The organism is Streptomyces sp. NPDC004111, from assembly GCF_042874215.1.
Classification (GTDB): domain Bacteria; phylum Actinomycetota; class Actinomycetes; order Streptomycetales; family Streptomycetaceae; genus Streptomyces.
The window spans coordinates 456,653-480,932 of sequence record NZ_JBIAMU010000003.1; the positions used below are offsets into that span (position 1 = coordinate 456,653).

The 24,280-nt window shown below is 68.6% G+C and carries 27 protein-coding genes and 2 pseudogenes; 18 read left to right on the forward strand and 11 right to left on the reverse strand.

All coding sequences use genetic code 11. The features are described 5' to 3' along the window. Nucleotides 1-352: 352 nt before the first annotated feature. Complete coding sequence (locus tag ACFYVL_RS08960) at nucleotides 353-562, forward strand: hypothetical protein (RefSeq protein WP_389242282.1); 210 nt, start codon at nucleotides 353-355, stop codon at nucleotides 560-562. A gap of 365 nt (nucleotides 563-927) precedes the next feature. Here the strand turns inward: ACFYVL_RS08960 and ACFYVL_RS08965 are convergent, their stop codons facing one another. Continuing rightward, a complete protein-coding gene (locus ACFYVL_RS08965) occupies nucleotides 928-1,083 on the reverse strand; it encodes a hypothetical protein (RefSeq protein WP_389242284.1) in 156 nt (51 codons plus the stop codon). A 336-nt stretch (nucleotides 1,084-1,419) separates the two neighbouring features. On the opposite strand from ACFYVL_RS08965, the gene ACFYVL_RS08970 reads away from it, so the two are divergent. From ACFYVL_RS08970 to ACFYVL_RS08980, 3 genes are all read left to right on the forward strand, one after another. Further along, nucleotides 1,420-1,800, forward strand: a complete 381-nt coding sequence (locus ACFYVL_RS08970) for a hypothetical protein (RefSeq protein WP_389242286.1) — start codon at nucleotides 1,420-1,422, stop codon at nucleotides 1,798-1,800. Between the two features lie 160 nt (nucleotides 1,801-1,960). Next, complete coding sequence (locus ACFYVL_RS08975) at nucleotides 1,961-2,272, forward strand: hypothetical protein (protein WP_389242288.1); 312 nt, start codon at nucleotides 1,961-1,963, stop codon at nucleotides 2,270-2,272. Nucleotides 2,273-2,464: 192 nt separating this feature from the next. Beyond that, complete coding sequence (locus ACFYVL_RS08980) at nucleotides 2,465-3,283, forward strand: SAM-dependent methyltransferase (RefSeq protein WP_389242290.1); 819 nt, start codon at nucleotides 2,465-2,467, stop codon at nucleotides 3,281-3,283. Between the two features lie 23 nt (nucleotides 3,284-3,306). On the opposite strand, the gene ACFYVL_RS08985 is transcribed toward ACFYVL_RS08980, so the two are convergent. Beyond that, nucleotides 3,307-4,215, reverse strand: coding sequence for a helix-turn-helix domain-containing protein (locus ACFYVL_RS08985; protein WP_389242292.1), 909 nt, complete (start codon nucleotides 4,213-4,215; stop codon nucleotides 3,307-3,309). 94 nt (nucleotides 4,216-4,309) lie between these two features. Next, the gene (locus tag ACFYVL_RS08990) at nucleotides 4,310-4,543 is read right to left on the reverse strand and encodes a DUF397 domain-containing protein (RefSeq protein WP_389242294.1); all 234 of its coding nucleotides are present in this window, start codon (nucleotides 4,541-4,543) and stop codon (nucleotides 4,310-4,312) included. 1,337 nt (nucleotides 4,544-5,880) lie between these two features. Between ACFYVL_RS08990 and ACFYVL_RS08995 the strand changes: the two genes are divergently transcribed. From ACFYVL_RS08995 to ACFYVL_RS09030, 8 genes and pseudogenes are all read left to right on the forward strand, one after another. Next, complete coding sequence (locus ACFYVL_RS08995; protein WP_389242296.1) at nucleotides 5,881-6,498, forward strand: GNAT family N-acetyltransferase; 618 nt, start codon at nucleotides 5,881-5,883, stop codon at nucleotides 6,496-6,498. A 136-nt stretch (nucleotides 6,499-6,634) separates the two neighbouring features. Beyond that, nucleotides 6,635-7,855, forward strand: a pseudogene (locus tag ACFYVL_RS09000) (IS256 family transposase). A gap of 42 nt (nucleotides 7,856-7,897) precedes the next feature. Continuing rightward, nucleotides 7,898-8,881: a GNAT family N-acetyltransferase gene (locus ACFYVL_RS09005; RefSeq protein WP_389242298.1), complete on the forward strand. Its 984-nt coding sequence runs from the start codon at nucleotides 7,898-7,900 to the stop codon at nucleotides 8,879-8,881. A 972-nt stretch (nucleotides 8,882-9,853) separates the two neighbouring features. Beyond that, complete coding sequence (locus tag ACFYVL_RS09010; protein ID WP_389242300.1) at nucleotides 9,854-10,435, forward strand: hypothetical protein; 582 nt, start codon at nucleotides 9,854-9,856, stop codon at nucleotides 10,433-10,435. Between the two features lie 128 nt (nucleotides 10,436-10,563). Then, nucleotides 10,564-10,917, forward strand: coding sequence for a hypothetical protein (locus tag ACFYVL_RS09015; protein ID WP_389242302.1), 354 nt, complete (start codon nucleotides 10,564-10,566; stop codon nucleotides 10,915-10,917). Nucleotides 10,918-10,976: 59 nt separating this feature from the next. After that, a pseudogene (locus tag ACFYVL_RS09020) lies at nucleotides 10,977-11,573 on the forward strand (N-acetylmuramoyl-L-alanine amidase); the annotation flags it as partial. A gap of 73 nt (nucleotides 11,574-11,646) precedes the next feature. Beyond that, the gene (locus ACFYVL_RS09025; protein WP_389242304.1) at nucleotides 11,647-11,736 is read left to right on the forward strand and encodes a LysM peptidoglycan-binding domain-containing protein; all 90 of its coding nucleotides are present in this window, start codon (nucleotides 11,647-11,649) and stop codon (nucleotides 11,734-11,736) included. Nucleotides 11,737-11,745: 9 nt separating this feature from the next. Next, complete coding sequence (locus tag ACFYVL_RS09030) at nucleotides 11,746-12,009, forward strand: hypothetical protein (RefSeq protein WP_389242306.1); 264 nt, start codon at nucleotides 11,746-11,748, stop codon at nucleotides 12,007-12,009. A gap of 275 nt (nucleotides 12,010-12,284) precedes the next feature. On the opposite strand, the gene ACFYVL_RS09035 is transcribed toward ACFYVL_RS09030, so the two are convergent. From ACFYVL_RS09035 to ACFYVL_RS09050, 4 genes are all read right to left on the reverse strand, one after another. Beyond that, the gene (locus ACFYVL_RS09035; protein ID WP_389242308.1) at nucleotides 12,285-12,854 is read right to left on the reverse strand and encodes a hypothetical protein; all 570 of its coding nucleotides are present in this window, start codon (nucleotides 12,852-12,854) and stop codon (nucleotides 12,285-12,287) included. 49 nt (nucleotides 12,855-12,903) lie between these two features. Beyond that, a complete protein-coding gene (locus ACFYVL_RS09040) occupies nucleotides 12,904-13,746 on the reverse strand; it encodes a helix-turn-helix domain-containing protein (RefSeq protein WP_389242310.1) in 843 nt (280 codons plus the stop codon). 76 nt (nucleotides 13,747-13,822) lie between these two features. Then, complete coding sequence (locus ACFYVL_RS09045; RefSeq protein ID WP_389242312.1) at nucleotides 13,823-14,065, reverse strand: hypothetical protein; 243 nt, start codon at nucleotides 14,063-14,065, stop codon at nucleotides 13,823-13,825. A 465-nt stretch (nucleotides 14,066-14,530) separates the two neighbouring features. Continuing rightward, on the reverse strand, nucleotides 14,531-15,481 hold the full coding sequence (locus tag ACFYVL_RS09050; RefSeq protein ID WP_389242575.1) for an NADP-dependent oxidoreductase: 951 nt from the start codon (nucleotides 15,479-15,481) through the stop codon (nucleotides 14,531-14,533). A 103-nt stretch (nucleotides 15,482-15,584) separates the two neighbouring features. Between ACFYVL_RS09050 and ACFYVL_RS09055 the strand changes: the two genes are divergently transcribed. Then, on the forward strand, nucleotides 15,585-16,565 hold the full coding sequence (locus tag ACFYVL_RS09055; protein ID WP_389242314.1) for a GlxA family transcriptional regulator: 981 nt from the start codon (nucleotides 15,585-15,587) through the stop codon (nucleotides 16,563-16,565). A 59-nt stretch (nucleotides 16,566-16,624) separates the two neighbouring features. Next, complete coding sequence (locus tag ACFYVL_RS09060) at nucleotides 16,625-16,873, forward strand: hypothetical protein (protein WP_389242316.1); 249 nt, start codon at nucleotides 16,625-16,627, stop codon at nucleotides 16,871-16,873. A gap of 33 nt (nucleotides 16,874-16,906) precedes the next feature. On the opposite strand, the gene ACFYVL_RS09065 is transcribed toward ACFYVL_RS09060, so the two are convergent. From ACFYVL_RS09065 to ACFYVL_RS09080, 4 genes are all read right to left on the reverse strand, one after another. Then, nucleotides 16,907-17,833, reverse strand: coding sequence for a hypothetical protein (locus ACFYVL_RS09065; RefSeq protein WP_389242318.1), 927 nt, complete (start codon nucleotides 17,831-17,833; stop codon nucleotides 16,907-16,909). Between the two features lie 70 nt (nucleotides 17,834-17,903). Next, nucleotides 17,904-19,088, reverse strand: a complete 1,185-nt coding sequence (locus tag ACFYVL_RS09070; protein WP_389242320.1) for an MAB_1171c family putative transporter — start codon at nucleotides 19,086-19,088, stop codon at nucleotides 17,904-17,906. Then, nucleotides 19,085-19,660 (reverse strand): hypothetical protein, encoded by a 576-nt coding sequence (locus tag ACFYVL_RS09075; protein WP_389242322.1) that lies wholly within the window; start codon nucleotides 19,658-19,660, stop codon nucleotides 19,085-19,087. The genes ACFYVL_RS09070 and ACFYVL_RS09075 overlap by 4 nt, the downstream gene beginning before the upstream one ends. Nucleotides 19,661-19,703: 43 nt before the next feature. After that, a complete protein-coding gene (locus ACFYVL_RS09080) occupies nucleotides 19,704-20,156 on the reverse strand; it encodes an XRE family transcriptional regulator (protein ID WP_389242324.1) in 453 nt (150 codons plus the stop codon). Nucleotides 20,157-20,914: 758 nt separating this feature from the next. Between ACFYVL_RS09080 and ACFYVL_RS09085 the strand changes: the two genes are divergently transcribed. The 4 genes from ACFYVL_RS09085 to ACFYVL_RS09100 all read left to right on the forward strand — a co-directional run. Continuing rightward, the gene (locus ACFYVL_RS09085; protein WP_389242326.1) at nucleotides 20,915-21,754 is read left to right on the forward strand and encodes a helix-turn-helix domain-containing protein; all 840 of its coding nucleotides are present in this window, start codon (nucleotides 20,915-20,917) and stop codon (nucleotides 21,752-21,754) included. A gap of 7 nt (nucleotides 21,755-21,761) precedes the next feature. After that, complete coding sequence (locus ACFYVL_RS09090) at nucleotides 21,762-22,454, forward strand: hypothetical protein (protein ID WP_389242328.1); 693 nt, start codon at nucleotides 21,762-21,764, stop codon at nucleotides 22,452-22,454. A 140-nt stretch (nucleotides 22,455-22,594) separates the two neighbouring features. Next, a complete protein-coding gene (locus tag ACFYVL_RS09095) occupies nucleotides 22,595-23,230 on the forward strand; it encodes a WhiB family transcriptional regulator (RefSeq protein ID WP_389242330.1) in 636 nt (211 codons plus the stop codon). Further along, on the forward strand, nucleotides 23,227-24,280 hold a 1,054-nt coding region (locus ACFYVL_RS09100; protein ID WP_389242577.1), incomplete at its 3' end, for a hypothetical protein. The genes ACFYVL_RS09095 and ACFYVL_RS09100, both read left to right, overlap by 4 nt.

The window sequence follows — 24,280 nt, forward strand, 5'->3', positions numbered from 1 at the left end:
ACCTAAGCGAGCACATTCGATCAAAAACGTTCACTCTTCGCCCGTAAACCGGGCCGGCGCAGGTCCCGCCTTTTCAGGAGTTGCATGGCTGCAGTCATTTGCACGGAAGGAAGAAGGATCGGGACTGGGTGAAGGACCGCAAAGAGTCAAAGGAGTCACCTGACTGGCGGTATGGTCTTCGTGACCGAAAGCACACGGCGCCTGCCGTGGCTGAGGCGACGGCCCCCGGGGTGCGACCCGGGAACCGTCCGAAAGGCCGCTTCAACACAACAGAAAAGGAAGGTTGATCAGCTTGTCCCCTCGAAAGCACCGGGCCCTTAGCACGGCGTCCCCGGTACTCCGCAATGCCAGTATGCCTGCTCCGCGACACTGGGAAACGTCGCTCGCCGGCCTGTGGGACATCAGGCTGCGGTTCAGCCTGGTGCTGGTAATCGTCGTGGTGGTGTGGGTCATGGCCACCGGCGTTGACCCGTGGCCCGCGACGGCGCTGCCGCTGCTCGGGTTGATGGTCGCCGCGTGCGACCGCTCCACCGTGCACTACCAGCGCATCTGCCTGCGCTGACGTCCCCCGGGGCGGGGGGGGGGGGGGGGGCCGCGCGCGCGCCGCCGCCCCCCCCCCCCCCCCCCCCCCCCCCCCCCCCCCCCCCCCCCCCGCCCGCGCGGCCCCCCCCCCCCCCCCCCCCCCCCCCCCCCCCCCCCCCCCCCCCGGCACCTTTCCCGCGGGACGTCCTTGTCCCGTATCTCTGCTGCGAGATGGGGCTTGTCATGCCTGTGCAGTCATGTCCGAGTATTTGTGGTTACTGCGGAAACCCCCTGAAACAGTCTGGTGTCGGACGGCCCAGGGAGTACTGCAACCGTGCCTGCCGGCGGCGGGCACAGCGTGCCCGGGACCGCGTCGCCCGGCAGCGCCGCACGCGGTCCGCCGCCTCACCGAAGTACGGCCAGACCGTTGCCGCCGCCGTGGTGGTGCTGGCCGAGCAGCTCCTGGCGGCGGAGCGGCGGGATGCCCCGCTCCCGCTTCTCCTGTCCCAGGCGCAGCAGTTGGAGCAGGAGGTGGCTGTGTACCCGGTCGCCGCTGTACACGACGCCCGCTCGGCCGGGGCCGCCTGGGAGGAGATCGCCGCGAGCGCCGGCGTCAGCGAAGCGTCCGCCCGGGGCCGCTGGAGTGAGAAGAGGGCCGGTCGTCTTCTGGCCGGACGCCCGGCCCGCGTTCCCCTGGCCCGGCGTGTGCCTCCCCAGTCCCGCCCGCACGCGCGGGAGTTGGCGGGGAGCGCGCGTGCGCACCGTCCACCTGCGGAGGGTGCGCTGGGACGCGCACTGGAGGCGCTGCAGCGCCGCTCTGGTGTCCCTGCCGGGCAGGCTGCGGCCGAGTGCGGCCTGGAGCTCTCCCTCTTCCTGCGGTTCGTGAGCGGGAGTGCTGTGCCGTCCTGGTCCGAGACCCGTCTGCTGGCGCTGGTCTTCCAGGGCGCTCCGGAGGATCTGCGTCTGGTGTGGGAGGCCGCGCAGGGTGTGTCCCGTCCGTCGTTTCAGGATGCCGGCGAGGCGCAGCGGCATCTGTGCGCGGCTCTGCGCGGGCTGCACCTGGCCGCGGGGGAGCCCGATCTCGCCGACCTGTGCCGCGGAACCGACGTCACTTCCGAGGCCGCCATCGGTGTGCTGGCGAGTGGCATTGTGCCGGACTGGCCCACCACGGCGCGGCTTGCGACGCTGCTGGCGGCCGATCCCGCACTGGTCCGGCCGCTGTGGGAGTCGGTGCACTATGCCCGGCTGGTCGCTGCTGCATCGTCGGGCGGGCGGTGAGTTGCCCGTGACCTCGTCCCGCACTGGCTTCCCGGCCGTCGGCCTCTCCGGTCCGAATGGGCCTGCGCTGGAGTACTGGGCGTTTCGGGAACTGACCCAGCATGCCTATCTCCGGTACGCGCAGGCCCGTACAGGGAACCGCCGTGTCGCGGAGCGCTCGGTGCACGCGGCCTTCGGAGAGCTGTCCGAGCGGTGGGCGGAGGTGCTGAGCGGTGACTGCCCTGCCGCCGCCGCCTGGGACATGCTGAGCCGGGCCATCGCCGACCAGGAGAAGGGCCGCGGTGGCGGCGGTCCCGCGCGCGGTGCGCTGCACTCGCTGACGGATCCGCAGGCCGATGCCGTGCTGCTGCACGAGCAGTTGCAGCTGAGCGACGCGCAGGCAGCGGACTTGATGGGATTGCGGACCGCGTCCCTGCAGGCCCTGCTGCGCACTGCGGACCGCACGATGGGCACGGACCCACTCGCCCGGTGACAGTACCCGGCGCATGCGCACGTTTCGCCGTGCTCATGCGCCCCTTTTCTCTCCCCTCGCTCCCCTTTTCCTGCCCCTGCCGACTGTTCGATTAACCCATCGGACGGGCGACTAGCCACACAGTGAAGAAGCTCTCTAGCATGGGCGTTTCCTTCATTCGGAGGGCCTTCGCCCAAGACCTCGGGGGGGCAAATGAAGCCTGGGGAGCATCCCCTTACTCACTCCATCGACATGAACACGCCAAGCGTGGCCCGGATGTACGACTGGCTGCTGGGAGGCGTCGACAACTACGCCACCGACAGAGATGCCTGCGCGCTGCTTCTCGAGATCGCGCCAAGCACCCAGTTACTGGCCCGCAACAACCGCGCCTTCCTTCAGCGGGTGGTACGCCACCTCGTCAAGGACTTCGGCATCACCCAGTTCCTTGACCACGGGTCGGGCCTGCCGACCCAGGACAACGTCCACCAGATCGCCCAGCGCCTCAAGCCCGAGAGCAAGGTCGTCTACGTGGACACGGACCCCATCGTGCTGGCCCAGGGCCGTACCCTCCTGCAGGAGAACGAGAAGACCCTGGTCCTGCACGAAGACATGCGGGAAACCGAGAAGATCCACGAGGCCACAAAGGGCTTCCTCGACTGGAAGAAGCCCATCGCGGCCCTGTTCGTCTCCGTCCTGCACTGCCTTCCCGACGCGGACGACGACAAGGACCCGGCCGCGGTCATCGAGGCGGTGGCCAGCCGGCTTGTCCCCGGCAGTTGCATGGTCATCTGCCAGCTCGTCAGCGACGACCCCGCCGTGCGCCATGACGTGACCCGGCTCATGGACGAGAGCACCCGAGGGAACTGGGGCCGGGTGCGCAGCGGGGACGAAGTGCGGGCGTACTTCGACGGGCTGACGATCACCGAGGACGGTCTGGGGGACGTCATCGACTGGCGGCCCGACACACCGCCCCCGCCGCCCGGACGCCGAGCAACCGACTGGGTCGAATGGGGAGGCGTCGCCACACTCTGAGCCCGGGCCGTCGGGCGGGGCTCCTACGAGTACCGCCCGACGGCCTTCTTCAGCAGGACCCGGCTGTCCTCCGCGGTGGCCACGGCGCCCATCAGTTCGTCGAGGATGTTGCGGTACTCGTCCAGCTCAGTCCGGCGGGTGATGTAGGTCGCTCCCGTGACGTGCTCGACATAGGCCAGCTCCGCCGGCCCGTCGTCCTGGAAGCGCAGGTGCGTGAGCGGGTAGGGCGGCGAGAGGCTGGCTCCGCGGACGAACTCCACGATGCGGATGTTGACCTTCTCTTCCTCCGAGAGGTCCACCAGGTGCTGCATCTGCCGGCACATCGCCTCGGAGTCCCCGCAGGGCCGGAGCAGGACGGCTTCGTCGAGCAGCGCGGTAACCCGGGGCATGTCCTGATTGAGAATCAGCTGGCGCGCCATGCGCAGCCGGACGATCCGGTCGATCTTTTCCGACGTGGCGTTGGGCATGGACGCCTTGACCACGGCCCGCGCATAGTCCTCGGTCTGCAGGAGGCCGGGCACCACACGGTTCTCGTAGGTACGGAGGTCTACCGCGATGCCCTCCAGGGCGATCAGGCGCTTTAAGTAGTTGGGCGTCACGTCGGCGTAGTGCTCGTACCACTGCTCCCGGTGCGCCTGCATGAGGAGGTTCTCTATCTCCCGCATCTCCTGCGGGGAGACGCCGTAGTGCCGCGCGATATCGAGCACGTCTCGGTCCTTGGGCGGGCTCTCGCCCCGCTCCAGTCTGCTGATCTTGGACACCGAGCCCCGGATGACCGGGGCCACGTCCTTCAGCCCCAGACCACGGCTCTGGCGCCATCTGCGCAGCTGCTCGCCCACCATGATCCAGACGGCGGCCTGGCCGTCCTGGCGGAGGGGAACGACGGAAGCCCCCTCCTGCGGGGACTCGGGAAGGTCAGGAACGGCGGACATGAAACTCCCACTGTGCAAGGAGGGCAGACGCCCCCTCACTCAGGATGGGGCCTCACCCCCGCCGCTCCAAGCCTTGGCCCGAGGTCTCAGGCCGCTAGTCGGTCATCCGGTCGAACTCCGAGTCCTTCGCGCCCGTCAGGAACGCGCTCATCTCCGCCCGCGTGAAGACCAGCGCGGGCCCGTCGGGGAAGCGCGAGTTGCGTACAGCAACCGCGCCACCGTTCAGCTTGGCGACTTCCACACAGTTGCCGTCCTTCTCGCTCGCGCTGCTCTTGACCCACTCCGCGTCGGGGATGTCGCTGGCAGTAACACCGTTGTCGATCTGCATACCGCGCCCTCTTTCCAGAGTTGTCCGGCTCCCTACCGCAGGCGGCACCGAGGGGACCGACTGCGATCCTCAAGATCCCCAAATCCCATATGGGATTGCATGACGGGCTCTCGTGAGAATCGTAGACAGACCACCCACCCGCAGGCAGTCCCTCAAAAGGATGTGTTTCGCACAGACTCGCGAACGGAAGGTGCCGAATTCCCATGGCACATGCCGCAGGGCACTCCGAATCCGGTCACCGTGGCCGAATCGACGGAAGAGGAAGGAATGCGTGGCGCTCATCCGGTATTGCGGAGCCCTGCGCACCGGCGCTGTCGATCCCGCGTTCTCGGACACCCAGCTTCCGCACCAAAGGTGGGCACGGCGCTTTCGGTGCGGTTTGCCGCACCGCCTCCGGGGGCGCCCGCCGTTCCCCGGGGTGCACCGGCCGGCATCGCCACCAGGACAGCATGCGGGGCTTGTTCCGCAGGAACTGAGCGTGGAATGCCGTTCCGTCCGGGCTTGTGCCCGGCCTCGCTCACTGGCGGCGCCCGCGCTGAGCGAACTCACGACGATCAGGATGCGGTTGCCGGGGGAAAGGGCCGGCGCAGACCAGTCGCGCAACGACCGCTCGTGCCGGGCGTGCGGGAGGTGTCCCCCGTACGCCCGGCACGTCCCCCCAGGCGGGTGCGCCTGGCCCGCAGCAGCGATTCCTTCACGCACCACCTCACCCGGACTCGAAGGAATCAGGAAATACCGGCCACCGCCCCGCGAAGGAATACCGGAGAGCCAGCAGGCTTCCTTGCTTCGCGGCACGCTGGAACTGCGGCGCCCCACAGGCGTGGCGCCGCAGCGTCCGTATTTCCCCGTCGCGGCCAGCCGGACCAGGAGCCACCCGAAGAAGACCCGCTGGCCCTCTTCCGGCATCCCTGGAACCCCCCAAGACTGCCCCCAGCACGTCCCGAAAGGCCACCTAGTTGCCCAAGATTGCGCAGCATCCCCCCGCCGCACCCAATGTTGCAAAAGGGTGCGCGACATTACGGGCATTCCCATGCGCCGTGCAGGGTTCCGCTCCTTCCCCTCGCTCCCTGCGCGCAGGGCTCGCTGTCCGAGGCGTTGGAGGCCCTTTGTCCCCGCAGAACCCGACCAAGGGGTGTGCGCCCGTGGGCGGCGCCGAAGCCGCTGGCCGTCGAGCACGATCGCCGGCTGCACCGACGTTGCGGTTGCGGGCCAGCGCACTTGTGAGCGTGCACTGTCACAACCACCAGCCGGATCAACGAGGCCCTGCCTGCCTGATCACGGGGCCCGTGGCGAATACCAGGAAGACGTCGAGTTGGTCGACCGGACACAATGCGGCCATGGCCGATCATGTTCGCAGTGCTTCACGCCCGGATTTCCGCACCAAGCCGTCGCTGAGAGGGGAACAGGTGCTACTTCGACCCGTCACAGCGGACGACGTACCTGCGCTGATGCCGATGTTCCTGGACGAAGAGGCATCCCGGCTGACCGGCAGTCATCACGACGGAGCGCCCGATGAAGGACGCATACGAGCCTGGTACGGCAGCCGCCAGGAGCAGGATGACCGGCTGGACCTTGCCGTGATCGAACATGGGTCGGGCAACGTCATCGGCGAGGCGGTCCTCAACGAATGGGACCCAGACAACGAAAGCTGCAGCTTCCGGATCTGCCTTGTGCCCGGCACCTATGGAACGGGGCTGGGGACCGAGGCGACCCGTCTGATCATCGGGTATGGCTTCGAGGAACTGAGGCTGCACCGCATCTCGCTAGAGGTCTACGCTTTCAACCCGCGGGCCCGCCGGGCCTACGAGAAGGTGGGGTTCGTCGCTGAGGGCGTGTTGCGGGACGCACTGCTCTGGGACGGCAGGCGGGTGGACACGACGGTGATGTCGATCCTGGCGCCGGAATGGTTCCAGCACCGTGGACGTCCGAGAATATCCGGTCACACGTCGGCCTGAACCATGCCGATGCCGGAGCAATGCTCATGTCCTGTGGATCGGCCTCAGGTTGGACGCAAGGGCGTACCTTCCCGAGTGATCGACTTCTGGTCATCGAGTAGGCCGACGTTGCACCGTCGGTTGGGAAGGCACACCCGTGCTGAGCGTAGTCAATGCCGATGGAACGACCGAGACCGGCTCTCTGGTCGACGACATCGTCCGCGAGGGCGCGAGACGGATGCTGGCCGCCGCCCTGGAGGCTGACGTCAGCCTCTACATAGCCGAGTTGACCGTCTAGCGAGACGAGAGCGGGCGCCGCCTGGTGGTCCGCAACGGCTACCACGAGCCCAGGAAGGTCACCACCGCGGCCGGGGTGATCGAGGTGAAGGCTCTACGCATCAACGACAAGCGCATCAATGACGCAACCGGCGAGCGCAATCGGTTCTCCTCTACGATCCTGCCGCCGTGGTGCCCCAAGTCTCCGAAGATCAGCGAGGTGCTGCCGCTCCTCTACCTCCACGGCCTGTCCAGCGGGGACTTCGTGCCCGCTGGAGCAGTTCCTTGGCTCCTCGGCTGGCCTGTACCCGGCCACCGTCACCCGGCAGACCACCCAGTGGCAGGCCGACCATCAGGCGTTCAGCGAGCGCGACCTGTCGGCCACGGACTACGTCTACCTCTGGGCCGGCGGTATCCACCTGCGCATCCGGCTGGAGGAGGCGAAGGCCGCGGTCCTGGTCGTCACGGGCGTGCGCGCGGACGGAACCAGGGAGCTGATCGCGATGACCGACGGCTACCGCAAATCCGCGGAGTCCTGGGCGGGCCTGCTGCGGGACTGTCAGCGGCGCGGCAGGCGCGCGCTCGTCCTCGCCGTCGGCGACGGCGCCCTCGGCTTGTGGAACGCGCTGAACGAAGTCTTCCCCGAATCCCGCCACCAAAGGTGCTGGGTTCACAAGACGGCCAACTGCCTCGGCTGCCTCCCGAAGTCAGCTCAGCCCGCGGCGAGGATCGCGAGCACGCGGCCGCCGCGGTCAAGACGTTCGCCAAGCAGTACAGCGCGAAGTTCCCCAAGGCCGTCAAGAAGATCGTCGATGACGAGGATGCACTGTTGGCGTTCTACGACTTCCCCGCCGACCACTGGATCCACCTGCGGACAACCAACCCCATCGAGTCGGCCTTCGCGACCGTCCGTCTGCGGACCAAGGTCACCAAGGCTGCCGGATCCCGGGCCGCCGCCCTGGCGATGGTCTTCAAGCTCGTCGAGGCCGCCCAGGCCCGCTGGCGAGCCGTGAATGCACCCCACCTCGTCGCCCTCGACAGCGCCGGGGCCCGTTTCGAACGCGGCCAGCTCGTTGAACGGCCGCAGACGACCGCAGCGTGAATAGGGTGGCGGGCCTGCCTCGCAGTTCGAGATCATCCGGTCATGTTGGATGGCACGGCAGGACAGGACCTTCCGGTCGGCTTCGGGTTCCGGCCATATCGCGGCGACGAAGACCACGGCGCCATGGCCGCGGTGCGGCGGGGGTGTGCTGAACGGGACCGGGTCGATGCCCAGTCAGTTGTGGAAGGGCTCCCGACAGCAGCCGAGATCGCGGAATCTTCTGCCAAGTTGGAGGAGCCGTCCAAGAACCAGATCCTGGTGGTGTGCGACGGGAGCGTCGTCGGCTACTCGACGATCCGGTGGTGGCAGGAGCGGGACGATACGTGGCTATACCTGCACCGCGGCTACCTCCTGCCCGAGCATCGCGGCCAGGGCATCGGCTCAGCCATGCTGAGCTGGGCCGAAGAGCGGATCCGCCGGCTCGTCAAACAGCATGGAACGGCGCGCACGGCAGTGATCGGCGCGAACGCCACGACCTCCGAGCAGGACGCCACGGCACTTCTGCGCGCAGCCGGCTACCGACGTGTCTTCAGTCTGGTCGAGCAGGAGCTGGGCGACCTGCAGCAGATGCCCGAGCCGGACGACGAACTGCCGGCCGGGATACGGACGGGACCGATCGGGACAAGCCACTACCGTGCAGCCTGGAGGACGGTCGTCGATTCGTACACGGACAGCGGCTTCACTCAGAGATGGCCGTTCCAGGACTTCGTCGACACCGCCGACCCGGCATGCTGGAGGGCTGCCTGGAACGGGCAGGACATGGTCGGCGTCGCCCTCTGCTCCATCCGCCGTCACGACCACACCGTGGGCGAGGTAGAAGAGCTGAGTGTCCGGACAGATCAGCGACGCCTCGGAATCGGCCGGGCCCTGCTACTGGACGGGCTGCAAAGCCTTCGCGAACAGGGAGCAACGACCGCCCGGCTGTTCACGGGCACGGCAAATCCACACCGGTCCTACGACCTCTACGAGAGCGTGGGGTTCCGGCGGCAGAACGAATACGTCCGCTACCGCAAACCGCTTGCTTGATCGACCGGCCATCGGGCTGTCCGGTCAGCCACAGAATCTGACAATAGGTCTCCCGACCGGCCCGGTAGGCTGCTGAGCTAAGGACGACCGGTGCTGATTGGCCAGGTCAGAAGGCTCCCGGTGTGCACACGCCGGGAGCCTTCTGGTGGAGTAGGTGCTCTGGGGGCACCGGTTCCTTCAACGAGACCACCTCTTGGAGGGTCACGGCCCGCAGGGCAGTTCGCGCCAAGTGGAGTTTGTCGGGCCCCGGTGCGTGGGGACCGGGGAGCCTGTCACGGTGAGGGTCGGAACTGGCCAATGCGGCCACTGCTCTTCCCGGTCTGCCCCTGGTCTCTCTACGCTGGCATGAGGCCCGGTGCGGAGTGTTCTCTCTGTGATTCTCCGGGCTGCAACTTCCCGGGGCTTCACGAAGCAGCACCCGGGTGCCACTTTTTGGGTTCCGCCCTCGCGGGGCTGCGGCGTCTCCCGCCGGCGCTAGCTCCGTGTGAGGGCTCCGTGCGAGGTCACTTCCTGGGGGGAGCGCCTTGCACCCGGCCGCTGGCGCCCGCGAACACGTCGGCGGCCGGTCCCCTGCATCCTCTGATCCTGCGGCAGCGGCTCCTGGCGTCTGTCTGCGTTCCCCCGGTAGTGGCTGGAACCGTGGTCGCCCTGGAACGGCACAGCAACCCACCAGCGGGGGCGGCGAAGGCGGGACTCGGTGAAGAATCGTTCCGGGAAGCGGAATCAGCAAAAAGCGTGTATCCCGCACTTCAATTCGACGCACACTAGGAGGACTTGTGCGTTCGGCCCGGACCCCGCTGGAGCATGTCCCGATTCTGGAACCCGCCCGGGGGTGTCATGAGTGAGCGATTGCACGTTGCCGCGTATGTCCTGGCGGAAGCTTCCAGCGAGCCCGACCCTCACCGTCTTCCTCTGCGGATGGCCCGTGCTCTTCGGGTGGGGATGGGCGCTGATGGCGCTTCCGTCACGCTGATGCCTCACATCGCTGAGGCTCAGCTTGTGTGCGCCTCCGACCGGGTGGCTTTGCGTCTGGAGGAGTTGCAGTTCGAGGTGGGGCGTGGCCCGGGAATCGCGTGTGCTGTCGGCGCAAGTCCGGTGCTGGTCGGCGACTTCCGGGAGGTCCATCCGCTGTGGCCGGTCTTCAGCACGGTCGTGGGCGAGCAGTTGCCGCAGGTGCGGGCCTTGTGGGCCTTCCCGGTGATGAGCGGATACGAGGCGCTGGGTTCGGTCCTGCTGTATCGCACGACCCCCTGGTATCCGCACCGCAAGGCAGTCGAGCAGGGGATGCTGGCCGCCCGGGCGGTGGCCCGGCTCCTGGAGGACATGGAAACGGAGCTGCTGGCGGAGGACGGCTGTGATTGGGAACCCCAGGGGATGGTCGACGCGCATTGGCTCAGCGCCCACCGCGCTGCGGGCGCACTCGCGGAGCATCTTGGTCTGCCCTCATCCGAAGCCTTGCTCCTGATGAGGGCACGGGCCTTGAGCACCGGCATCCCCCTCCCTCTGCTGGCCGCCGACCTTGCACGCGACCCAGCAAGCTGGAACGACAGGTGAGAGCCTCCCCACGGTCGCGGAACTTGGTGCAGAGGGCGTTGTCTGTGTTGGCACACAGTCACTTCCGCGGACATGTCATCTGGTACCCGTACGATCAGGCGTAGGCGTGGGGCTGCTGGAGGACTGCGGTGTCTGTGCCGCCGAGCGCCGAGCCCACCCTGTGGGAGTTGCACCGCGCTGTGTCGCAGCTTCGCGAGGACCTGCGCGGTGACCTCGCCCAGCTCGCTGCCCGCCTGGACCAGGTGGTGACGCAGGACGTCTACCGGGCCGACCAGCGGGCCACCGAGCAGCGCATCGGACAGGTCGAGGCCGGTCTCGCCGGCCTGCGGAGTGAGCACGATCAGTCCACAGAGCGCGGGGAGTTGCAGCGGCGCGAGGATCAGGCTGCGGCGACACGTCGTCTGGTGATCAGTTCGTTCGTTGCGCCGCTGCTGTTGATGGCGTTGCAGCTGTGGTTGCTGTCGGCGGGTACAGCCCGGTAGCCCGTTCCAGCAGGGTGTATGTACCGAAGTTTGGGCGCGGGGAGAGTTGAGTACTGGCAGTGGCTACACCACTTGCTGCTGACCGTCTGGTCGCAGCACTACGTGCCGAAGGTGTTCGCGTGGTCGAGCGGCCTGGTTGGCGCACCCACAACCGGAACGCGAAGGGCCCGTGGGGGCCGGCGCACGGGGTGATGATTCACCACACGGTCACTTCCGGCACGAGCAACACGGTCAGCATCTGTGAGAACGGTTACGCGGGTTTGCCGGGGCCGTTGTGCCATGGCGTGATCGCTAAGGACGGCACGGTGTACCTCATCGGTCACGGCCGGGCGAACCATGCGGGCAAGGGCGACAGCGGGGTACTCCAGGCCGTCATCGCGGAGAGGGCGCTGCCGCGTGCGGCGAAGGCTGACAAGGACGGCAACCCGCACTTCTACGGTTGGGAGTGCGAGAACCTTGGCGACGGCCGGGATCCGTGGCCGGGTGCCCAGCTCGATGCGATCGAGCGGGTATCGGCGGCTCTGTGCCGTGCGCACGGCTGGGGCGCGGACAGCGTGATCGGCCATCTGGAGTGGCAGCCCGGCAAGGTCGATCCGCGGGGCTTCGCGATGAGCGGCCTGCGTCAGCGCGTCGCCGCGCGGCTGCGGGGCAAGCCGGGTACTTCGGGTTCTTCCACGTACACGGGTGGGCGCCGACGACACGCTGTCTGGGATCGGTGCCCATCTCGGCGTGAGCTGGCAGGCCATCGCCCGCGAGAACAGCATCACCAAGCCGTACGTCATCCACCCGGGCCAGACCCTCAAGATCCCCGCCAAGTAGGAGGCACCCATGTCCGACGCCAACCAGAGAACCCTTCGTACCTGCCTCCAGACCTTCCTTGGTGTGGCTGCGGGTCTTCCGCTGATCATCGACGCCTCGGGGATCCCGCAGTCCACGGCCGGTGTGGCGGTTGCCATTGCGGTAGCGGCCGGCATCACTCGGGTGATGGCTCTGCCGGTTGTTCACCAGCTGCTCCCTGACTGGCTGTACCGGAGCGATTCGCCCTCCACTGGCGTGAACACCGAGAACGCCACACTGGACGCTCACCGGTGACCACCCCGAACTGTTCCGGGGTGGGTTCGGCGGACTGCCCGCGGAGCGGGGCCGCAACAACCTCCCGTTGAGCGTGCGTCCCCAGCCGCTTGCCCGCTCCAGTTCTGACAACGGCGCAGTGCCCTGAGAGAGTGCGCCGGTCAGCCGCTGCGCGGCCTCCCGCAGTCAACTTCCGCCGGCCGCATAGGGACATCCGGAAAAGGCCCCCTGCGCTACCGAGTCGGCGTTCGGCAGCGTCGCACATTCCCCGCGGTTCCCTGCGGGAAATTACGCCTTCACTCCACGGAAGGTGCAGGGGGGACTGAAGCGCTGTTCCCTTCATGTCGCTCGCCGGCTTCTTGTACGACCGCCCAGGAGAGGTGGGTTGAGGGATTGTCGGGGGTGAGGGTCACGCGGGAGGTGCGCTCCGGTGTAAAGCGGACGAGGTCTCCTGCGCAGGCGGCGTAGGGCCGCGTCGCCGTCTCCCCCGGTGCGTCGAAGCGGATTCTTCCCGGGCCCCAGCACACGTACAGCAAGGTGACTCTGGCCTGCGCGGACAGAATGAGGTCCAGGCTCACTGCCTGCCCTGCGCCGGCTGTTCCGCTCCTCACGACGTCTTCCGGGCGGAATTGGTTCTCCGTCACGGTACGAAGGAACCGTGCCTGGAAGTCGCTTCTGCGTGAACTGTCCTCCTCCGGCTGCTCGCCGTCCGGGAAGAAGCCGGTCAGCGTACCGAGTGCCAACAGGACGGCGGCAGAGGCGAGGACGGATGCCGCCACGAAGAATGTTCGCGGCGGGCGGGATATTCTCCGCACCTCCGCGAAGGTGCCGGTTTTTTTCCACCGGGGTAAGCGCCACTTCCTCACCAGTCGTCTCCTTCACGCATGAGCTTTTCAGGCACTGAACAAAAGGCATCTACTCGCCGGGAAGCGCCTTCATTATCAAGGGGTAGGCGTCGCTTCCGTATACAGCGAGCGGGTGCAGACGGGAAAATGCATCCTGGTAGAGCGAGAGAGCCCCTCGCTGTTTCACCGTGATGAATGCGGAGACCGTCTCGACGTGCGCTTCCCGGTCGTCGAAGATCCAGAAGTCCTCGACCGGCCACATTCCTTTGCGGTCGGCGGTCAGGGGAATGATTCCGAGGCTCACATTACTGAAGCCCGAAACGGAGATGAGCCGACTCAGCTGGTCTATCATGACTTCGCGGCCAGCCAGCCGGTAATTTAATGCTGCTTCTTCGAGGATGATGGCGAATCTTTTCCCCTTGTCCTGCAGGACCTGCTGGCGCTCCATGCGCGCCTGGACCGTCCCTTCCACGTCGTCCGTCAGGGCGCGGCGTTCCTGGATGCCCTGGAGCACGGCCCGGGTGTACGCCTCGGTCTGGAACAGTCCGGGGATGAGGCACTGGCTGTATCCCTTGAACCCGGTGGACCGCGTCCACAGCGGGAGGGTCTCCTCGTGGGCGCGGCGCAGCCCGTCGCGCTCGATGTGGCGCCACTCCACGTACATCCGCTCTATGCCCTCGGCCATGGAGAGGAGTTCTTCGGTGTCCTGGGCTGCGCCGCATGCTGTTGCCCAGGCGGTGATGTCGGCCGGGGACGGGCAGGCTTTCCCGTTCTCGATGCGGCTGACCTTGGACTGGTGCCAGCCGCACTCCTGGGCCAGCGCCCGGGCGGTGATGCCCTTGTGCCGGCGCAGGGCCCGGAGTCGCTGCCCCAGGGCAATCCGTGCGGCCTCGAAATCTGACGATGGCGACATGGCCACAGTGTGACGTGTGGCTTATCCTCCGCGCTAATTCGAGGCCGCCCGGAATATCCTGCAACCTACGAGACGTCTATTTTGCGTCGGGAGATTTCTTCAGGGCCGCCGCGTCGGCCGCACTCGGGAAGAGGTCGAGGAGCCGCTTGGGGAACTCGACCACCGTCTCATGGGAGGGGATCTGGAGGCCGGCGAGTCTCCCCGTGTCCTTGACTATCCAGGACTGCAGCAGGAACGTGTCGGCCTGGTCGTCGTAGTACAGCGTGGGCGAGTTGTTGTGGGGGCTGACCGGATCCTTGCACAGCAGGTGAAGAGCCACTTGCATCTCCTTCTCGGCTCGCATGCTCGGACACAGCGAGAATGCAGGCCGCACCTTTCAGGGAGCCACAATGTTGCGCAAGTTTGCGCAACATTCGTGGATCACGCGAAGAGTTGCGAAAAGTTGCAGATGCTTGCGGGTGCAGCGTCCCGTCATGCGAAAGGTTGCACGCGGCTTTCCTGCCTTATGTACTCATTCCCTCGATCCCGCACACCGGAGTGCCGACCGCGCCGAGGACATCACGAGGGAAGAGAGGTGGAGCGGCCCGTGCGCACCCACGGGCCCCGTGCCGGGGAGAGCCGAACCTCGCACTCACATCCCCACCCCTCCTACTGCGGAGGACCGTTGGCCGCCCGCACACTGCGGCAACTCAGCTGGCGAAGCAGCCCGTGCTCCCTCGGCCGGGTACCACGGCCCGTCTCTCCTGCCTTCCCGGCAACGCAGAAGAGACAGGCCGGCGCCCCGTCAGCTGCCGGACGCGGGCGAGTCAGCCACCAGGACAATCTTCCCCTGGGTACGGCCCGTCTCCAGCAGCCAGTGAGCCCGCGCCGCCTCCCGCAGCGGGAAGGTCGCCGCGATGTGCGGCGTCAACACCCCCGAGGCCGCGAGGTCGGCGACGGCACGGATCGAGGCATGGTCGGCCTGGACTCCGATAGTCCTGACCCGGCCCCCGGCCCCTGCGCGGCGCTCCGCCTCGTCGGCATCCGCATTGGGCACCGTGGTGACCACCACGCCACCGGGGCGCAGGACGGCCAGCGAGCGGCTGCGGATGTCGCCCGAGAGCGTGTCGAGAACAACGTCCACGTCACGGACGGTCTCGGCGAAGTCCGCGGACGCGTTGTCGATCACTACGTCGGCCCCCAGCCCGCGCACGAAGGCGTCGTGGTCGCCGAGGACCGTGGCGATGACGTGGGCGCCGCGCGCCTTCGCGATCTGGACAGCCAGGTGCCCCACCCCGCCGGTCGCCGCGTGGACAAGGGCCCGCTGTCCGGGCTGCAGGTGCGCGGTGTCGATGAGCGCCTGGTGGGCGGTGAGCGAGGCCAGTGGCAGCGCGCCGGCCTCGACGTGGGAGAGACGGGTCGGCTTGTGGGTGAAGGAGCGGGCCGGGCCGACCACGTACTCGGCGTGCGCGCCGACCCCGTAGGGGTAGGGCAGCATCCCGAAGACTTCGTCGCCGGGTGCGAAGAGCGTGACGCCGAGGCCGACCGCGTCGACCACTCCAGACACGTCCCAGCCGAGCGTCAGGGGGAGCTTCTTGAGGAACAGCCCGCCGGCACGGTGCTGGCAGTCGGTGGGGTTGAGGCCGGCCGCACGTACGGAGATCCGGATCTCCCCCACGTCCGGGACGGGCACGGGCACGGTGACCTGGTGCAGCACGTCATGTCCGCCGAACTCGCTCTGGCGGATCGCCCGCATGACCGGCTGAGACTGCTTGGTGTTCATGTTCATGGGCCCAGCGTCGGGCCGAGGGCACCGCCGGGGCCATGGCACGAATGCCATTATTCGATAGAATTGTGCCATGGCACATCGCATCGTGGTCCTGGCCCTGGACGGGGTCTACCCCTTCGATCTGGGGATCCCGAACCGCGTCTTCGGCGTGGCCGACGGCCGCTACGAGGTGCTGACGTGCAGCGTCGACGGACATCCGGTGGCCAGCAACGCTGACTTCGCCGTCTCCGTACAGCACGGGCCCGAAATCCTGCGCACGGCGGACACAGTCGTGGTGCCGCCCGTCGAACCCGCCTGCCTGTCCAGGGACCTTCCACCACCGGTCGCTGAGGCGCTCCTGCTGGTGCCCGCCGAAGCACGCCTTGTCTCCTTCTGCACCGGCGCTTTCGTCTTGGCCGCCGCCGGGCTCCTCGACGGGCACCGCGCCACCACACACTGGGAGCTGCGCACACAGTTCCGGGAATGGTTTCCGCACGTCCAACTCGACCCGAAGGTCCTGTTCGTGGACGACGGCCCGGTACTGACCGCGGCTGGCGCCACCGCCGGTGTCGATCTGTGCCTGCACCTGGTACGGACCGATCACGGCAGCGCGCTGGCCAACGAAGTCGCCAGGCACTGCGTCGTAGCCCCGTGGCGCGAAGGCGGCCAGGCCCAGTTCATCGCCCAGCCGGTGCCCGGAACCTCGGCACAGAGCACCTCGGCAGCACGGCAATGGGCCCTGGAACGGCTGACCGAACCACTGACCCTGGACACCCTCGCCGCCCACGCACGGATGAGCCGCCGCACCTTCGCCCGCCGCTTCTTGGAGGAGACCGGTATCAGCCCGGGACGCTGGATCATCCAGCAGCGCGTAGCACGAGCCCGGCTCCTGCTGGAGACCACCGACCTGTCGGTCGACGCCATTGCCGCGCAATCCGGGTTCGGCACAGCCACTTCACTGCGCCAGCACCTCAACGCGTCCGTCGGAGTGCCGCCGCTGGTGTACCGCCAAATGTTCCAGGGCAAGCCATCTGCACGGGCAGGAACACTCCACGAGTCCTCCCACCGCTGAGGACCTGCGGCCAGGCCGCAAGGCCCCCCGCCCCCAACGCTTTCGTCGCCGCGAAGCCGATGGCGCGATCCCTGCGCTATCTGGCAGGACCGGGGACGTACCGGGTCGACAGCCCGTACGCCAGGAGCGGCACCCTGCCCCACGCCGCGTCGGTCGTCTTCGACCCTCGGGCCGGTCGGATGACGATCACGCCGGTCAACACCGCGATGCCGCCGCTGCGTCTGGACCACGCCGTCCCCGGCGGCACACACCCGCTGGCCGCAGCAGACGCCTCGTCGTCGGCGATCCTGGCCTCGCACGGCTGCTGACCTGTAGAACCGCCCCTGCCGTGGTTGTCGCCGCTAGGCTGCGGCGTGGGCGTACGGGGCCAGGAAAGCCTGCCGGTCCCGCAGGGTGCACTCGTGGTCCGGCCCCTGGTAACAGCAGGCTGCGGCGTGTGCCGCGCAGACCAGGTCCGCCCACAGGCGCAGGACGACGAAGGCCGGTGCGTCCGGCTCATCGATCGCCAGACGTTTCACGGCAGTGCCCGTGGTCTCCTGTGCGGGCGGCGAGACGAACTTTTTCACGATCCGCACCACCGCCTCGCGGTCCCGGATCAGGGGCAGCGCGCGGGTGTAGGGCAGGGCGTGGATGTCGTCACGGATCCCCTCCTCCTGGGCCAGGGCGTGGAACACCGCACCGAGCAGGTAGACGGCACCCTGCTCCCCGTCTGCCGCTCGCAGGTCCGTTTCGCCGCTGGCTCGCCGCCACCCCTCGTGGACTTCGGATTCCGGGTCTTGGTGGCGCCACCAGGTGGTCATGAGCCGGGCCTGGGCGAGACATGCGTCGGCCAGGGTCGGTGTGCCGGCGGCGGCCCGGTCGCGGGCCGCCTGGTGGGAGGTGTGGGCGTAGGAGGCAAGGACCGCCGCCGCCGTCCTGGATGCCGCTCGGCGCCGGGCCGTGGGCATCTGTGCGGCTGCGGCGGCCGGGTCGGCCGCCTCGGTGATCGTACGGACCAGGAGCCGGAAGTCTTCGCCATCCCCGGGTGAACCGGTGGTCAGGGCGCCGGGCAGGGTGCCGTCGTTGAGCTGGGCCACGGTCCGGCGGGTGATCTCCACCAGGCGCCCGACCGCCGCCGGCTCCGTCAGCTCGTCCAGGAGGTCCTCCGCGCACGCCATGCAGCCTTCGCCTGCGGCTCCGAGCACCAGGCCGAGTGTCTGCTGGCCGTGCTCGCTCATCCGGTCCAGCGGACCGAGGGTGATGGGAATCTGCGGGTGGTCGTGAGACACAGCTCCCGCCTCTCGGTCGCTCCGGTGTGGTGGCTGATCCCTCGGCGCCATTAGTGTCCGCCGCCCCGTGTCACGCGGCAATCCGGGCGGCGGGCTCGGGCACCGGTGTGGCTGGGCCGAGGTGACGGGAGACCGCCACGAGCGCGGCGCCCTCCTCCACCAGGTGGGTGAGCGGGCGGGGGGTGTCGGCCAGATCCGTGATGCGGGCCGGGACATTGTCGTGGGCGTGGGCGGTGATCGCCGCCCTGATCTGGTCGGCGGTCACGGCCGCGCGCAGGTCGGATCCGGTCCGGCCGGCCGCGCGGTGCCGGGCCTCGCTGTCCTCCCTGACGTACGCGTCGAGGTACGGGCGGATCCGGAGGTGGCCGTCGCGGATCTCGATGATGCGGCGGTACAGGCGCGTGGTGATGCTGAGCCGGTCGGCCTTCCCGACGGTGAGCATGATCTCGGGGAGCGCGTCGCGGTAGGCGAGCCACAGCGGGTGCAGGCCGCGGTATGTGTGGTGCAGGCGCACCCAGTGGCGCACTCGCTGGGCGTGGTCGGCGCCGGTGGGGATCAGCCAGCCCACCAAAGTGAGCAGGGCGCCGCCGTCCCCGCAGATCCACGCGAGTGTCTCCCACGCCTCGAAGGAGCCGCCGAACTTGCTGGCGATCACGTTGCCGAGCCGCACCCCGCTGGAGCCGAGCGTGACGAGCGCTCCCACGGTGACGAAGCGCAGCCCCACACGGACCGAGGAGCGGGGGCTGCGGCGGGCCAGGCGCCAGCAGGCGTGCGCGAGGAAGATCTCGCCGAGGCTGTAGGCCGTGCAGTACACCGTGAGATACACGGCATGCCCGCCGTCGGGCGAGTAGTAGAGCGTGAAGTCGCGCAACCGCTGGACTGTGGGGCTGAAGAGCAGGAACACCAGCCACAGGAGCGTGATCACCACGCCGCCGGTGATGAGCCAGCGCCGTGCTACTCGTCTCGCCACGTCGGGAGGGGAGCCCCAGTAGGTGAGCACCACCTGCTGGCAGGCGAGCAGGGCCAGCACACACCCCTGGGACATCGGCACCGTCATGTTCGCGGTCCCCAGTGCCTGGTCGACGACCCGGCCCGTCCAGACGAGGGCGAAGAAAAACGACAGCCCCGAGAGCAGGAAGACCGAGGCCAGTGCGGCAGAGGCCGGGTCCTTACGGCGGACCGGCAGATCGCGCAGCAGGCAGAGGAAACCCGCCGCCGCCACGCACAGGCAGACGATATGTGCGGAGTTTTTCACCCTCGGGTCTCCCGCCGGCGCAGCAGGGTCCGGGAGACCCGGTCCTGGACCTCGTCGCCGGACGACTCGTCGGTGCGCGTCACGTGGGCGATGATCCGGCTCTGCAGCAAGGAGGCGAGGTGCTCGGTGTCGCGCTCCTCGTCCGCGTCGTACACGGTCCGGCGGAGGACCATCTGCACCTCGCCCTCGTCGTGCACGGTCCGGCCGAGGAGCATCATCTGCACCGCGTCCCCGCCCACACAGCCGTCGAGGAGGTTCTCCGACAGGTCCGCCGGCGACAGGGACTCGTGATGCCCCAGCAGCAGGTGGCACAGCTCGTGCGCGATGATGTGGTCCTGGTGGAGCACGCTGGTCCGCGCGTCGTATTCGATCGTGACGAACGTCGCGCCGATCTCGGCCTTGCCGCACGCCAGCGGCGCTGCGCCCGGCGCACGCTCCACCGGCACCAGCTCCACCTTCCGGCCGATGCGGCGCGACACCTCGTCGACCAGGTCCCGGACGCAGGTGACGTTCGGGAGGTCAAGTCGCTCCAGGTGGCTGGTTTTTCGGCGCCACCGGCGGGCAGACCACATAGCTAATTCCTTGATCATCTTCAGAACTGCGATAGAGGGCGGGCTACTTGACGGGCGGCAGGCCCTGTTTTCTCCGCAGAGAGTCGAGGAGATCGCGCACCACGTCCGTGTTGTCACTGCTGACGCCCGAGAGGCGCAGCATCAGGTTCTGGATTCCCTCCTGCTGCATCAAGTGCAGCAACTCCAGAGCCTGTTTCGTCTTCTCCGCCTCTTCGTCGTCGAACCAGTAGGCGGGTGTCACATCGAAAACCTTCGCCAGGTTCTCCAGAACACGTTTTGACGGATTGTCACTTTTCCCCGACCGCAGCTTCAGCAGGTAGACGTGACTTACCGACTCCAGCCCTTTTGCCGTCATGAGCGCGGAGATCTCGCGCTCACTGTAGGGGCCGCGGTCCGGCGGGTGGATGACTTCGAAAAGGAGATTGAGCCGCTCCTGGAACGTCGCCGGTTCACGACGGCGCTGCTCTATCTCCCCCTTGGGCTTGCCTTCGCTCATGATCCTTTTCCAATGCGTGGGACTCAGCATTCAAGTTACCTCACGCCCAACCGTTGAAAACAATGGTTGACGGCCCGCCCGGCGTGTGAAAAGTTTCCCCTACCAGCAGGTAAGCCGTGGCAGCACGGGCTTTTCGCTGACCATTAGTACCTACAGGAGGGGCCTTTCATATCTGCATGACGTGCGCCACATCCGCGAGGCGACGCACGTCACGCTCTGCGCTCCGGCGCGATTCGGGTCGAGCGGAACACCCAGTGTTTTCGCGCTTTCAGGCGCATACCGCCGCACTCCGCAACTGGTATCCAATGACGCTCATCGACCCTTTTCGGGTGGCCGCGGCAACGGCGTCCCGGAAGTCTCGACGGCATGCCCTGGCGGTGCGCGCGGTGACTAGTACAGAGATTTAGAACCAAAGCTGGATCTTGAAGCGGGTGGCTGCGTATGTTCTTCGTCCCCCGGGCAGCCCCTGCCCGGACGCCCGACGCCGAGCAGCAGCAGACCGTACGACCAGACCGCACAGGTCCGGAAACCAGCGACGGCGCCCAGGAGGTACGAACTCCCGGACGCCGAACGCTCAAGGCATAACCCGCCCCGGCAAGGGCGGAGATTGCCAGCCATCACCGCGCTGATCCCTAGCACAAGGACACCTCAGCGCGGCAATACCACAAAGGGGATTGTTGCATGCCTCCTGCCCTGCACGAAAGGCCAGCCCGCCTGGCCCACAGCTGCCCTCCCCTCCGGTCCGCCGGGAGGGGCCGATGAGCGGCGGGGCCCGCGAGTGGGTGTGGGAACACAGCACCAGCCGGGGGACGGCACGCCTGGTCCTGCTGTCCATCGCCGACCGGGTACCCGATGCGCAGTGTGCTGCCTGGGCCTCCCTGGCGAGCCTGATCGAGCGCACCCAGGCGAGCCGTACCGCCGTCCGCAGCGCGCTCGACACACTCACCAAGGGCACCGACCTCGACGTCGTGGAGCACCTGCAAGGCCCGCAGCGCACCACGGTCTACCGCCTGCCCCTCGCCGCCGCCCACCTCGCCGGGGATCCGGACGCCCCGCCGCCGAAGCTGCAGGACGAGGAGCTCCGGCAGTACGGAATATGGCCCCGGAAGGGAGCGGATTCCGGCACCTCTACACGGAATGCGACCGGTGCGGATTCCGGCCCCCCGCGTCAGAATCCGACCCGTCGAAGGGCAGGATTCCGGCCCTCTGAGGGAGCGGATTCCGGCCCCCAGAACCGTAGTGAACCGAAGGTGAACCGGAACAGTAGAGCTGCCGTCCTCCCGGCCACCGAGTGGCAGGTCGACCAGCCCACCCACACCTGGGCCCGCGAGCACGGTCACCTCGACCGGCTCGGTAAGGAGGGCCTGCGTGCCGCCGACGAGAAGTGGCGCGCGCACCGTGCCACCTGGCCGCCCCGGTCCGCCGCCGCCTGGGCCGCCGACTGGCGCTCCTGGGTCGCCCGGGAACACGCCTCCGGCCGCCCCAACCTCTACGCCGTGCCCGGCAGCGGCCCCGCTCCCACAGGCGGGATGACCCGCACCGAGGCCCACACCGCCGCCCTCCTCGCCGCTCTCGGCGAGCCGACCGGAACGGAGTAGCCACCCCATGAACCGACGCGAGATCGCCGCCCTGCTGGCCTACATCGGCCGGCTGGACCCCCGCATTGTCCGCACCGACGAGGGCGAGGCCCTCGACCAGATCAACCGCTGGGACGAGCTGCTCGGCGACGTGCCGATGGCCACCCCGCACGGGTGGGACGCCCGCATCGCCGCCCGCCAGCACATCCGGGTATCCCCGTACCAGATCCTCCCCGCCGACATCGCCCGCCCGTGGGAGCGCTATCGCCACGACCGCCTGGCCCGGCACACCGACCCCATCCCGCACGCCGACCCGGACGACCAGGCTGCCTGGCAGGCCGAGCTGATCGGCACGCGCCGCGCCGTGGCCTCCGGCCACGCAGCACCCGCCACACACCAGCAGCTCACCACCGGCCCGTCCCACGACGAACTCGCCGCACGGCTGTCCGAGATCGGATCCTGCATACCGGCGGCCGTCCGCGCCGACCTCGCGCCCTACCGGCCCGCGAGGGCGGCCCGCGAGGCAGCTCTCGCCCGGGGCGGTCCCGACGCCCTGTCCGTGCGCTGCGAGTGGTGCCTGGCGCAGCCGGGCGAGCCGTGCCGCCGACGCCGCATCGGCCCCGACGGAGGCGCACGCGGCACCGTCCCCCGCGCCACACCGCACCCCGGCCGCGAAGACCTCGCCGCCGCACAGCACACGCCCCAGCCCGCGATGGCCTGACGCCTCGCCCTGCACCCGTCCGGCGCCCCGCTCACCCCTGCCCGCCCCGGCCTCAGCCCCTTCCCCGCAGCCGGCACCCGGTACCGCGCCCTTCCGCCGCTTCCCCGCCCCGGCCTCGCGGCAGCACATCGGAGACCCTCTTGCGCACCATCACCACCCACGAAGCACCGGCCACCGGCCTGCGCAGCATCGGCGACACCAGCTGGCACACCCGCGGTGTGTGCCACGGGATGGACCCTGAGGACGCCGACGCCGTGTTCTTCCCACCGCCTCGGGATCACGAGGCCAACGCCGAAGCGCAGGAGCTGTGCGGCCCGTGCCCCGTCCGCCGGGACTGCCTGAACTTCGCCCTGGAGAACGTCCTGAAAGAGGGCACATGGGGCGGGCTGACCGAAGAGGAGCGCCGGCCCTGGCACGACGGGCTGCCCCAACGCCTCGACTACAGCCGCATCGTCGCCTTCTTCAACGGGCGTGACGTGCACCTGACCGAGGCGGAAAGGCAGGTCGTCGTCAACCACGCCTACCTCCGGGGCTGGCGCCCCGCTCGCCTCGCCGCCGCCCTGCGCATCAGCCGCAAGCACGCCCGCGACCTCCTGCGGCAAGCAGCCGACAAGGTCTTTCACCGCGACCGCACCCTGGGCGTGCCCATGCCCAGGAAGAAGAAGCGCAAGCAAGCGGCAAGCAGCACCACGTCCACGCCTCCTGCCACGAGCCAGCCGAGGACACACCCACTCCCCACGCCCTCGGCGGATGCCCCTCTCGGAAAGGCCGCATGACCCACCCTGCTTCACTCGGCGCCGGACCCGGCTCCTCGCTCCTCCTCGCCATCGGCATACCCGTCGCCGTGCTGGCCCTGGCTCTCATCGCCTGGGCAGTCCGGCGCCGGACCTCTCGCCCGAGCAGTCGGCGGGGCAGCCCGGCCGTGCGGGTCGCCGCCCTCGCCGCACTGGCCTGCACCGGCTACAGCGCCGATACGAGCTGGCGGTTCGCCGCAGACTTCCTCGACATGGCCGGCACCGTGGAGCGCGCGATGATGTTCGGCGCCGCCGAACTGGGGCTCTTCGCCACCGCGCTGATGGCCCGGGAGAACCTGAACAGCAAAGGCAACCCGGGGCTGCCGGGCACCCTGGTCTGGGTCATCACCGGTGTCCAGGTGGTGCCCGCCTACGCGGAGAGCGGCCTCGTCGGAGGAACAGTCCGCGCGTTCGTCGGGCCGATCATGGCGGCCCTGCTCTGGCACCTCGCCATGGGCATCGAACTGCATCTGCGCACCCCCGGTGCGGCCTCCCACGGGCTGCTGGCCACTCTGGTCCGGGAAGCACGAGAGCGGCTGCTGTCCCGCCTGGGCATCGCTGCACGCGACCGGGACGCGGCACAGATCACCCGTGACCGGGCCACCGCCCGTGCCGTCGCCCTGGCTACACGCCTTGCCGAGCGAACGGGCAAGCAGCAGAAGAGCTGGCGCGGCCAGCGGATCACGCGGCAGCTGGCGAAGGCCGTCGACCGAGCATCGGTGGGTACTGATCCTCGCCAACGCGCACAGCTCCTCGACCAACTCGCCGCGCGCCGCCACGCCCTCGCGCTGGCCACGGTCCCGCTGCGCTCACCGTGGTCCGAGAAGGACAGGCACGCACCTGGGGTACCGGTTCCTGCCGCCAGAGCGCAGCTCCCCATCCTCCCCCTCAGGGACCGGGGACCGACCCCCACGAAACCGGGGACCGAACCCACCGGGGACCGGGGACCGACCCCCACGAAACCGGGGACCGAACCCACCGGGGACCGGGGACCGACCCCCACGAAACCGGGGACCGAACCCACCGGGGACC